Origin of the sequence: Streptomyces sp. NPDC046876, from assembly GCF_040645035.1 — a bacterium.
GTDB lineage: Bacteria > Actinomycetota > Actinomycetes > Streptomycetales > Streptomycetaceae > Streptomyces.
The window spans coordinates 1-11020 of sequence record NZ_JBEYXK010000160.1 but is presented as its reverse complement, the minus strand read 5'-3'; the positions used below and the strand labels follow the sequence as shown (position 1 = coordinate 11020).

Here is an 11020-nt window from a genome sequence, read left to right as displayed (position 1 = left end):
CCACGGGGCAACCGCGAGCCATTGTCCGAACGGCGACCTGTTCCGAGGCTGTAGCGTTCATCGGAGCACCCGAAAAGGACCTACCGCTCAGCGGCCTCAGCGCGCCGAACCGAAGTCCTGCGTCCAGTAGGAATTCGGCTGCGCGAGGCCGATGCCGATTTCCTTGTAGGAGCAGTCGAGGATGTTCCGCCGGTGCCCCGGGCTGTTCATCCAGCCGTCCATGACCTGCGCCGGAGTGCTGTACCCGTAGGCCACGTTCTCGCCGTACGAGCTCCACGTGTACCCCGCGGCGGTGATGCGCTGGCCCGGGTCGGATCCGTCGGATCCGGTGTGGGACATGGTGGCGTGCTGGGCCATGTCCGTGCTGTGGTCCTGCGCGGCCTTGGTCAGCTGCGCGTTGAGGGTGACCGCCGGGCAGCCGGCGGCGGCGCGCTCCTTGTTCACCAGCGCCAGGACCTCGGCGACGGCACCGGAAGCCGTCGCAGGGGAGGCCGGGGCAGGGGAGGCCGGGGCGGCGACGGGCTTGGGGGCGACAGGCGCCTGCGGCTTCGTGCTCACCGTCGTCGGCTTCGCCGACGGCTGCTGCGGCGCCCGGGATATCTGCACGACCGGCTGTTCGGTCGCTTCGGGGCTGCTTTCGGCGGGGGCAGGGCTGCTGCTCTCCGCCACCGGGACCACGGGAGCCTCGGAACCGGGAGTGGCCCAAGGCGCGCCGTAGCCGTGCCCGTGCCGCGGGTGCCATTCACCCCGTCCGGCGTGCCGGGCGTGGACGGTTTCCTGCGGTGCCAGGCAGGCCATGGCCGCCGTGGGAATGCCGACGATTCCCAGAGCGCCGACGGCGATGGCGATTTTCCTGTAGTGCTTTTTCTTCTTGCGGTGCTTCTGCATGCGTGACCTCACTCGGTGATCGCGAAGCTTCCGGAGCATGAACTGCAAGGCCTCGGAGATCCGCCATTCTTGGTAATCCGGGAACGGCCTGGCAAGTTTTCGCCCTGAATACGCAGAGAAGATCCGGAACGCGGCTTGAAACGAGCCGGAGATCATGTATTGCCGCGGCGTGAAAGCCCCGCATTCACTTGGCGGCGCGTCAGAAGCGCGGCAATCGGCGGAGTTGCGGCCCCGAGGGGGAGTGCGTCGGATTCCGATTGTGCAGGAGAGGGGAATGTCGAGTCCAAAACAGACAAATATCGAAATGTCGGCGGGCCGGCCCCTCCTACACACCCCTCCCGCCCGGCTCCGCCGGCGTGACGTATGTCACGGGGTGGCCGCGGCGGCGGCCGTCCGGCGCAGGACGCCCACCTTGTCGATGCGGTGCTCGGGATTGCCCTGCGGATCGCTCCAGAAGTTGCCCGCGGCGTGGTCCTCCGGCGTGGCGCACGTCGAAATCGTGATCATGGCCTGCGTCGCGGTCGCACCGGGGGTCCCCGGCACCGCCGCACGCTGCTCGCTCAGTGAGCGCTCCGAGCGGAAGGACGTCGAGCGGGTCGCGACGATCTCGTACGTGTACGCCACGCCGTCCGCGGTCACGAGCACCGTGTCCCCCTCCTTGAGCGCCGGCAGGCCGTGCAGCGGCCCCCCGGCCGACAGGCGGTGTGCCGTGATCAGGAAGTTGCCGATCTGCCCGGGCCCGACGCCGCCCCGCTCCCCGTGCGGGCTGGCGGCGAGGCCTTGGTCCTGGATGCGGGTGCCGGGCGCGTCGTCGGTCGTCCCCTCGTACGGGACCACCCGGAGCCCGGCAATGCCTATGGAGGGTATGGACAGCACGGAGGTCCGGGGTCGTGCGTCGGCTGCCGGCGCGGGGGACTGCGCCGCGGGCGAAACAGGGGCCGAAGGGGAAGCCGTAGCCGTAGCCGTAGCCGTAGCCGTAGTCGAAGCAGAAGCAGAAGCAGAAGCCGTAGTCGAAGCAGCGGCCGGGGTACCGGACGTCGGGGCCCCCTCGCGGGCGGCGGCTTCGGGGGCGCAGCCCGCCAGCAGGGCGGTCGCGGCGGCGGCCACCGCGGCGGCCACCGCGGCGGATACGGCGTGGGGCGGGAAGGGCAGGGGCATGGGCGTTCGCGTTTCCGTGTCGATCCGCCGGGCCCTGCTGCGCAGGATGACCCGGTTCGCCCGGACAGGGTGACACAGGGGACATCCTGTCCATAAGGGGCGCCGGGGTGGTGCTCGGCACACGCGTAAAGAGTTCTCCAAGCCCTGCCTGTGGATGTGCTAGCCGGCCCCTTGTCGCTTCGCTGCCCTGCGTGGATGCAAAGGTGAATCAGCTCGCGCGGGCTGCGACCGTCCCACCGAAGTGTGGTACTCATACCGCCTGAAATATGGACATCTCGCCCAGAATTTTGCGCGTGACGGATGTCATTCCGCGTGCTCTGAGATTGCTTGGCGCGAGCGAGTTTGCACATAGTTGCCGTTGCTACGCCCTCCGACCAGCGAGTGAAACGGACCCGGCATGACTCTCCCGAGCACTCTTCCCGACCGCCCGACCCCGGCCGGCACGGTGCGGCGCGCATGAGGACCGCCCCCGAGCGGCTGCGCGCCGGCCTGGCCGCCGGGGCGGCCGCCGTCACCCTGCTGTGGGCGGCCCAGGTGCACGTCTCCGCCCGGCCCGACGAGCTGATGGGGGCGGCCGCGCACCTCACCGGCCTCCTCGCCGGGTACGGGATCCTCGTCATGCTCTTCCTGATGGCGCGCGTACCCGCCGTCGAGCACGGGGTGGGCGCCGACCGCCTCGCCCGCTGGCACGCCTTCGGCGGGCGCTGGGTCCTGCTCCTGTGCGGCGCCCACGGACTCTTCGCCCTCGTCGTGTACGCCCTGCGCACCGGAACCGACCTGCTGACCGCCACGGCGGCCCTCTTCCGGTACCCGGCCCTCGCCGCCGCGTTCGTCGCGGCCGCCCTGCTGGCAGCCGCGGGCGCGTGCTCCGTCCGGGCCGTACGGCGCCGGGTCTCGCACGAGACGTGGCGCGGCGTCCACCTGCTCACCTACCTCGCTGCCGCGCTGGGCTTCGCCCACCAGATCGCCGGACCCGACGTGTGCGTCACCGGCTGCACCACCTGGTTCTGGGCCCTGCTCCACACCGTCGTCGGTGTCCTGCTCGCCTGGTACCGCGGCGTCGTCCCGGTGCGCCAGGCCCTGCGGCACGGGCTGCGCGTGGCCACCGTCCGACAGGAGGGCCCCGGCGTGGTGTCGGTCACCATCGAAGGGGACCGGCTGCGCGAACTGCGGGCGGAGCCCGGCCAGTTCTTCCGCTGGCGCTTCCTGGCGGGCGGCCTGTGGCACACCGCCCTGCCCTTCTCCCTCTCCGCGCCCGCCCGCGACGACCGCCTCCGCATCACGGTGAAGGCGCTCGGCGGGCACACCCGGCGGATCCGCGGACTGCGGCCCGGGACCAGGGTCCTCGCGACCGGCCCGTTCGGTGCACTCACCCAGCGGCGGCGCACCCGCCCCAAGGTGCTGCTGATCGCCGGCGGCATCGGGATCACCCCGATGCGCGCGCTGTTCGAGTCCCTGCCGGCCGCCCCCGGCGACCTCACCCTGCTCTACCGCGCGGGCGAGGCCGACCAACTCGTGCTGCGCGAGGAGCTGGAGGCCATCGCGGAGGACCGCCAGGCGGCACTGCACTACCTGGTGGGACGATCGGACGCGGCGTACGACCCGCTCGCCCCCCAGGCCCTGCGTGCACTCGTCCCCGACCTGTCCGACCACGACGTGTACCTCTGCGGGCCGCCCGGCATGGCCGATGCGACGACCGCGGCACTGATCAGGGCGGGCGTCCCCTCCGCCCGTATCCACACCGAGTGCTTCACCTACTGAGGACCCCGGACTCCCCGATGAAACGGTACTTCGCACCCCAGGAGCAGGCCCTTCACCCCGCGGCCGGACCCGCGGCCGCCGCAGATCCTGCCGCCGCCGCCGGCGCCGCCCCGCGCCCGCGGCTGCACCGGGACAGGGCCCGGCACCGGAGGGCCCCGCGCTCCCGATGGCTCGCCGCCGGCCTCGCCCTGGCCAGTGTGCTGTCCGCGACCGCCATCACGCTGACCGTCGATCCGGCCGCACCGGCCCCCGACGCCAAGCCGGACCATTCGAGCCTGCAGTCCGCCCGCTGAGTACGCATGGGGTCCGGGCGGTCAGCCCCGCCCCCGCCGGGGCTTGTCGAGCATGCGGTAGCCCCCGGTGCACGCCGGAGGTCAACTCTGTTCCGCCGCGACGGTCCGGCAGCTCCAGGAGCTGGGCCCGCTCCGCCGGGTCGAGCCCGGCGAGGAGCGCGCCCCATGGGCGGCCGCGGCGCCCGAGACGGCGCCGAGGGTGCGCTGGCCCTCGTCGGTCAGGTGCAGTTCGTGGTTGCGGCGGTCCTCGGCGCTGCGCCGCCGTTCGACCAGCCCTTTTCCCTCCTAGCCGTCGATCCACGACGCGGCTGGGTACGACGCCCAAATCCTCCGCGACGGACCGCTGACTGCGGCCCGGCTGCCCGGCGATCATGCGCAGCAGCCCGACGTCCGCCGGGGTCAGCCCCAGCTCCCCGACCCGCTCCGCGAAGCGCCCGGCTCACCGCGCTGTTCCTCGCCGGACTCGTCCTGCGCGCCCTGCTGGCCGACGGCCGACCCTTCCCCTCACCGTTCGGCGCCGTCGACCCGATCACCGCGTACTTCCGCGACCACACCGACGCCACCCGCGTCTCGGGCGCCCTGCAGTTCGCCGCGTCCGTCCCGCTCGCGATCTACGCCGCCACCGTCTCGGCGCGCCTGCCCAAGCTCGGCGTCCGGGCGCCCGGCGCCACCATCGCCCTCGCCGGCGGGGTGCTCGCCTCGGCCTTCCTCGCCTGTTCCGGGCTCGTCCTCCGGGTGCTCTCCCGGCCCGAAGGTGACGGAACGGCCCGAGCCGGTACGGGCCCTGCAGTACCCGGCCTTCGGCCTCGGCGGCCCCGGCCACTTGGTCCTGCTCGGCCTGCTCGGCCTGCTCGTCGCCGGGCTGACCGTGCCGGGGCTGCTCGCCCGCCTCCTCCCACGCGCCCTGGCCGTCACGGGACTCGCCATTGCCGCGGTCTGCGAACTGGCCACGCTCGGAGCCCTGGAAGAGTCCGCACTGGCGGCCCTCTTCGGGACGGCCCCGCCGACTACCGAAGCCGACGGGAACGGTTCGACTGGCGCAACCGAGAGGCGGCTGCCGAACTGGCGGCGCCCCCGGCGCACCGGCCCGGACCGAGGGCCTGCCGTGCTCGTCCGTCCGCCCCGGCGAGATCCGCCGCAACCTCTCACCCTGCGCGAGCTCACCGTCCGGCGGACCGGGGCTCCTGCGGGGCCGGCCCGGGACCACCGTCGACATGCGGCCCGTGTCCCGGGACCGGCTCGAGGCCGACGCGTCCACCTCACCGCGGCCGGCCGGCAAGGCACACCCTCCACAGCCGGCCGGTACGGCCGCCGCGCCACGGCGGCGACGGCGGCCCGACGGGTCAACTGCTCTCGGCACTGGGAACGGTCAGCGGATCACGCGGAGCGTTCGCCTTCTCCGCCTCCATCCGCTCGCCGAGCTCGGTCAGCCGGTTGCGACCCATGGCCTTGCGCACGTCGGGGAACCAGTCCTTCTCCTCCTCCTCGACGTGGTGGCGGACGTTCTCCATGAGCACGCTCATCTTGGCCTTGAACCGCTCGTCGGCCGGGTCCATGTCCTTCAGCTCGGACAGCATCCACACCACCGCGTGGTGCTCCTCCACGCTTTCCAGCACGTGGTCGGTCGTGTCCGGCGCGGCCTCCCGCGCGGCCGGGTAGAAGAGCTGCTCCTCGATCCACGCGTGGACGGTCAGCTCCTCGATCACCGTGTCCGCTATCTCGCGGCGCTCGGCCCGGTCCTCGTCCTCGGTCTTCTCGAAGCGCTTGAACAGCTTCTCGACGGTCTTGTGGTCCTCACGCAACAGCACGATCGCATCCATCGGAGGGGTTTCCCTTCGGTCCTGCACACCACACGGAACGCGGCACCCGAGCGGCCGGTACGGACCTGGCCGGGGCGCGGCTCCTTCGCTCACGCCCCGTACCCCGGGTCTGCCCCCGTCCGGCCCGGACCACACCTGCCGCGGACCGGACCCGTACCCGCCCCGCGCGCGCACGCGTTCGCGCCCGGAACGGCGCAGGTTTGGGCCGGCCGGAACGGGAAAGACGCCCGGTGCGCACCCGAAAGGCCATGCCCGCACCGCGCCTCGGCGCACGTGCGGCCCCGGTGGCGGCCGGTCCCTGCCCCGACCACCGGCCGGCACCCGTCCCCTTCCGCAGGGGACCCGCATCGGACCTGACGGCCCCCGCAGGGCTCGTCAGGTCCGATTGCCGTGCCGCCCCGGCATGCCGCTTCGCCGCGCCCGGCGCGGTCCGCCCCGCCGCAGAGCCGTCGCCGCATGAGTGTTCCGATCGGGGGAAGACGCAGCTTCCCGCAGGCGCCCCGCGGGCCGCGCGGCAGGTCGGGGACCGGAACCGATCAGAGGAGTGGATCACGATGCCGTCCATGGCAAGCAGTCACAGGGGCGGGACCGGTCACCGGTCGGACGAGGGTCCGGCGAGCCCCTGGCACGACTTCGGCACGGTCATGGAGCAGATGCTCGACCTCCTGGAGACGTGTCACTCCGCCGGCCGCCGGTCCGATGCGGACGACGACGAGGCGCACGCGCCCGACCTGTGAGTCCGCGCCGGGCAGGCGCGGCGCCGGTGAGCGCATCACACCCCGAGAGGAGGCACCGCCATGAGCGGGACCGAAGCCCAAGGAAACAGCGTCTACCAGCCCCAGGTGGAGGCGGAGCCCGGCGAATCGCAGCCGGACATGGAGAACGCCCTCGGTGAGCCGGGCCTGGACGAGACCCTGGACACCGGCTACTCACCGCCCGACCGCCCGCTCGCGGCGACCCGGCACGGCACCACGGCCGGCGAGCAGCGGGCCGGCGAGACCCTCGACCAGCGACTGGCCCAGGAGGAGCCCGAAGCGGACGAGGCCGAGGCGGAAGCAGCCCGCGACTCGGAGTCGAACCCGGGGGAGGACCTGGCCGAGGACGCCCTCGCCGTCGGCGGCGCGCCGGTGGTCGTGGAGGGATCCGGCGACGAGCAGGACGAGCGGAGCGAGGACCTCACCGGCGATCCGGCCGGGGACACCACCACGGCGGGCCGTGAGCGGGCCGGCCGGATGGCGGCCGTCGAGGAGACCCCGCCGGTCCGGCACATCTCCGTGGTGGCCCGGGACACCGGGATCGACGGAGGTGCCGCCTCGGCCGAGGAGGCGGCCGTACACGTCGTCGAGGAGGAACAGCCCCCGGAAGGCTGACTCAGAGCAGAGCAGAGCAGGGCAGGGCAGAGCGGAGCGGGGCAGGGCCGCAGTGGTCAGGGCAGGGGAGTGCCGCCCGTGGCGTTCAGGATCTCGGCGGTGATGTAGCTCGCCCGCTCGGACGCCAGGAACACATAGGCGGGGGCCATCTCCGCGGGCTGCGCCGGCCGCCCGAGGGGACTCTGCTTGCCGAACTCCTGGGGGTTCGGCATGGTCGCGGGGATCAGCGGAGTCCACACCGGCCCCGGGGCGACCGCGTTCACCCGGATCCCGTCCTCGGCCAGCATCTGCGCCAGGCCCTGGGTGAAGGTGACGATGGCGCCCTTGGTCATGGCGTAGTCCAGCAGCGCCGGGCTCGGCTTGTAGGCCTGCACGGACGCCGTGTTGATGATGCTGGCCCTCGCGGACATGTACGGCAGTGCCTTCTTGCAGAGCCAGAACATGGCGTACAGGTTGGTGCGCACGACCCGGTCGAACTGCTCCGTGGTGATGCGGGAGATCCCCTCCGGCTGTGCCATCTGGTGCGCCGCATTGTTGACCAGGACGTCGATCCGCCCGAACTCCGCGACCGCGTGCTCGATCACGGCTGCGCAGCTCTCCTCCTCCCGCAGGTCGCAGGGGACCGCCACCGCCTTGCGGTCGCACTCCTGCACGAGACGCATGGTCCGGTCGGCGTCCTCCGCCTCCTGCGGAAGGTACGTGAACAGGACGTCGGCGCCTTCGCGGGCGAACGCGAGGGCCACCGCCCGCCCGATGCCCGAGTCCCCGCCCGTGACCACGGTCTTGCGGTCCACGAGCAGTCCGCTGCCGCGGTACGACTCCTCGCCGTGGTCGGGCACCGGCTCCATCGGCCGGGTCAGGCCGGGCGGCTCCTGGTCCTGCGCCGGGAAATCGGGCCGGGGATACAGGGTGGTCGGGTCGGGGGCCCCGCCGTCCCGGTTCGTCGGTGTGCTGTTCACGGTGCTCCTCCTTCGGACCGCTTGCGGACGCAGCCACGTGACCGCCTACCCGTGCCCGGCCTGCGGACACGTCACCGGCGGGCCCCCGGTCCCCGTACCGCGAGCCCCGCTCCCCGGTCCGCCGGCCGCGGACGGGTTGACCGGGGCCCGCCGGGGCAGGCGCAGGCCCGAGGGGGCCACACGAGAGGAGGAACGGCTCATGTCCAGCACGCCCAAGTCACACGTACCGCACGGTGAGGGACCGGGCCGGCACGACGGGACCGAGCAGCACGGCTGGTCGCCCGACGTCGATGCGACACACAAGCAGGACAACCCGAGCGCGCGGCGCTCGTTCGACTCTCCCGAGAAGCACGCCTCCGGCTCCGGCAAGGCCCGCAAGGGCAGGTCGTCCCGGGCGGCGGTCGACGAGGGGACCCCGGTCGAGAGCACCGGCAAGAGCGGCGAGGACCATGCCCGCGGAGGCCAGAAGGGCCACCACGACATGGGGACCCGCGGCCGTTCCCAGCGGCCGAGCGGGGGCAAGGACGACTCGGCGTTCACGGGCGTCGACCCCAAGGGCGGATCGAAGAAGATGCGGCGGGGGTAACGGCACCCGCGCGTGCGGCGCGCACCGGCGGCGTCGGCCGGGCCCCGCCGTCCGGGTGATACGGGTCGACTTCGTTTTCCGGCTCACCAGGCGCTCCCGCCGGGATACCCGGCGGTGGGCGGGCCGCTGAGCGAAACCGCCGGGTGGCGCATCCCGCGGGCGCGGCCCGGCGGCGGGGCCGTCGCGCGCGGTACACCTGGACCGACCCTGTGCAAGGAACAAGGAGGAACGTTCGTGCTGCAACGAAGCGCCCGCAAGAACCGCACCGAGGTGACCTTCGTCCTGCCCGCCGACGAGCCCGCGGGCGAAGTCAGCGTCGTCGGCGATTTCAACGACTGGACGCCGGGCGCCCATTCACTCACCCCGCGCCCGGACGGCACCCGCGCCGTCACCGTGCGGCTGGAACCGCAGCGGGTGCACCAGTTCCGCTACCTCGCCGCGGGCGACTACTGGTTCAACGAGGACGAGGCCGACGGCCGCGAGGGCCCGAACAGCCGGCTGACCACCTGAGCCCGGCCGGCTGACGGCCCGGAAGGCGAGCCGCGCCGTCGGCCATGACCGCGGCCGAAGCGGGTAGACGCCCGACCGGACCGGCAGGGAGCCGGTCCGTACGAGGAAGGAACGTGAAGACGATGCCCCGAGGGTCATCCCCGAAGCGGGAACGACAGTACGAGCACATCAAGGAGTCCGCGCAGGACCGCGGCGAGTCGGAGAAGCGGGCCAAGGAGATCGCCGCCCGGACGGTGAACAAGGAACGCGCCCGTTCCGGTGAGTCGAAGACCTCGAGCCGCTCCTCCACCCAGGACATGTCGTCCTCGAAGCGCGGCGGCCAGCGGTCGCACAGCGGCTCCGAGGGACCGACGAAGGAGCAGCTGTACAACGAGGCGAAGAAGAGGAACATCAAGGGCCGTTCCCAGATGGACAAGGCCGAGCTCAAGGAGGCCCTGGGCCGCTGAGCCGGCCCCTGCCCCGGCTCGGCCACCGGACGCGGCGCACTGCCGGCGTCGGCCGAGCCGTGAGCCCTGAGCCCTGAGCCCTGAGCCCTGAGCCCTGAGGCCTGAGGCCTGAGGCCTGACGTTGGCCTGGGGCCTGAGTCTTGAGCCGTGACGTGACGACCCCAGTGACGCGACCTCAGTGACGTGACGTGGCGACGTGACCAGACTGCGCACCAGCGACCCGCACCGGCCCGGCCTGCGGAGGGTCCGGCACGGCCGCGGCTTCCGCTACCTCAGTGCCGACGGCAGCGCCGTCGCCGCGCAGGAGCGCGAGCGGATCCGCCGGCTGGTCATCCCGCCCGCCTGGCAGGACGTGTGGATCTGCCCGTGGCCCAACGGGCACATCCAGGCCCTCGGCACCGACGCGGCCGGGCGCCGCCAGTACCTGTACCACGAGCGGTTCCGCGAGCAGCGCGAGGAGGCCAAGCACGAGCACGTGCGCCGGGTGGCCCGCAGCCTGCCCCGCCTGCGCCGGGCAGTCGACGAGGACCTGGCCGGCCGAGGACTCGGCCGGGACCGGGTCCTCGCCTGCGCCGCCCGCCTCCTCGACCTGGGCTTCTTCCGGATCGGCGGGGAGCGCTACGCCCGCGACCACGACAGCTACGGCCTGACCACCCTGCTGCGCGAGCACGCCGAGTGCCGGCGCGGCGAGGTCTGTCTGGACTTCCCCGCCAAATCGGGCCGCCGCCAGCACCGGGCCCTCGTGGACGACGCGGCCCTCGCCGTCGTCCGCGCCCTGCTGCGCCGGCGCGAGCCCGGGCCACGGCTCTTCGCGTACCGGGAGGGCAGCACCTGGCACGAGGTACGGGCCGAGGACCTCAACGCCTACCTGCGGGAACGCTCCGGGCAGGACATCACCGCCAAGGACTTCCGCACCTGGCACGCCACCGTCCTCGCCGCCGTCGCGCTCGCCGTCTCCGCCCGCACCGCCGACGCCGGCCCGTCCGCCCGCAAACGGGCCACCGCCCGGGCGGTACGGGAGGTCAGCGACTACCTGGGCAACACCCCGGCCGTCTGCCGAGCCTCCTACATCGACCCGCTCGTCTTCGAGCGCTACGAGGAGGGCGTCACCATAGCCGCCGCCCTGGGGCGCCTCGGCGAGGATGCGGACCTCGGTACGCCGGCCACGCGGGGCGCGGTCGAACAGGAGGCATCTGGTCAGCCCGCCCGAGAGCGTTCTGGCCTCGGCG

12 protein-coding genes are annotated in these 11020 nt (G+C 73.0%); 8 read left to right on the top strand and 4 right to left on the bottom strand.

Annotated elements, in window-relative coordinates:
* Positions 1 to 96 precede the first annotated feature (96 nt).
* Together ABZ924_RS36860 and ABZ924_RS36855 are read right to left on the bottom strand one after the other, a co-directional pair.
* Entirely contained in the window at positions 97 to 888 is a 792-nt protein-coding gene (locus ABZ924_RS36860) for a CAP domain-containing protein (protein WP_361919826.1), read from the bottom strand.
* 366 nt (positions 889 to 1254) lie between these two features.
* The gene (locus ABZ924_RS36855; protein WP_361919824.1) at positions 1255 to 2046 is read right to left on the bottom strand and encodes a class E sortase; all 792 of its coding nucleotides are present in this window, start codon (positions 2044 to 2046) and stop codon (positions 1255 to 1257) included.
* Between the two features lie 456 nt (positions 2047 to 2502).
* On the opposite strand from ABZ924_RS36855, the gene ABZ924_RS36850 reads away from it, so the two are divergent.
* Positions 2503 to 3807, top strand: coding sequence for a ferredoxin reductase family protein (locus ABZ924_RS36850; RefSeq protein WP_361919822.1), 1305 nt, complete (start codon positions 2503 to 2505; stop codon positions 3805 to 3807).
* Between the two features lie 17 nt (positions 3808 to 3824).
* A complete protein-coding gene (locus ABZ924_RS36845) occupies positions 3825 to 4100 on the top strand; it encodes a hypothetical protein (RefSeq protein ID WP_361919820.1) in 276 nt (91 codons plus the stop codon).
* A gap of 1343 nt (positions 4101 to 5443) precedes the next feature.
* Here ABZ924_RS36845 and ABZ924_RS36840 read toward each other — a convergent pair.
* Positions 5444 to 5920 carry a hemerythrin domain-containing protein gene (locus tag ABZ924_RS36840; RefSeq protein ID WP_361919818.1) on the bottom strand — a complete coding sequence of 159 codons (477 nt, stop codon included), beginning with the start codon at positions 5918 to 5920 and terminating at the stop codon, positions 5444 to 5446.
* Positions 5921 to 6483: 563 nt separating this feature from the next.
* Between ABZ924_RS36840 and ABZ924_RS36835 the strand changes: the two genes are divergently transcribed.
* Entirely contained in the window at positions 6484 to 6657 is a 174-nt protein-coding gene (locus ABZ924_RS36835) for a hypothetical protein (RefSeq protein ID WP_361919817.1), read from the top strand.
* A gap of 60 nt (positions 6658 to 6717) precedes the next feature.
* Positions 6718 to 7290 (top strand): DUF5709 domain-containing protein, encoded by a 573-nt coding sequence (locus tag ABZ924_RS36830; RefSeq protein WP_361919815.1) that lies wholly within the window; start codon positions 6718 to 6720, stop codon positions 7288 to 7290.
* 56 nt (positions 7291 to 7346) lie between these two features.
* Here the strand turns inward: ABZ924_RS36830 and ABZ924_RS36825 are convergent, their stop codons facing one another.
* A complete protein-coding gene (locus ABZ924_RS36825; protein ID WP_361919814.1) occupies positions 7347 to 8249 on the bottom strand; it encodes an SDR family oxidoreductase in 903 nt (300 codons plus the stop codon).
* Between the two features lie 199 nt (positions 8250 to 8448).
* On the opposite strand from ABZ924_RS36825, the gene ABZ924_RS36820 reads away from it, so the two are divergent.
* From ABZ924_RS36820 to ABZ924_RS36805, 4 genes are all read left to right on the top strand, one after another.
* Entirely contained in the window at positions 8449 to 8835 is a 387-nt protein-coding gene (locus ABZ924_RS36820) for a hypothetical protein (RefSeq protein ID WP_361919812.1), read from the top strand.
* A gap of 234 nt (positions 8836 to 9069) precedes the next feature.
* Positions 9070 to 9345 carry an isoamylase early set domain-containing protein gene (locus tag ABZ924_RS36815; RefSeq protein WP_361919810.1) on the top strand — a complete coding sequence of 92 codons (276 nt, stop codon included), beginning with the start codon at positions 9070 to 9072 and terminating at the stop codon, positions 9343 to 9345.
* Positions 9346 to 9467: 122 nt separating this feature from the next.
* Positions 9468 to 9791, top strand: a complete 324-nt coding sequence (locus ABZ924_RS36810) for a plasmid stabilization protein (RefSeq protein ID WP_361919828.1) — start codon at positions 9468 to 9470, stop codon at positions 9789 to 9791.
* A 196-nt stretch (positions 9792 to 9987) separates the two neighbouring features.
* On the top strand, positions 9988 to 11020 hold a 1033-nt coding region (locus ABZ924_RS36805; protein ID WP_361919808.1), incomplete at its 3' end, for a DNA topoisomerase IB.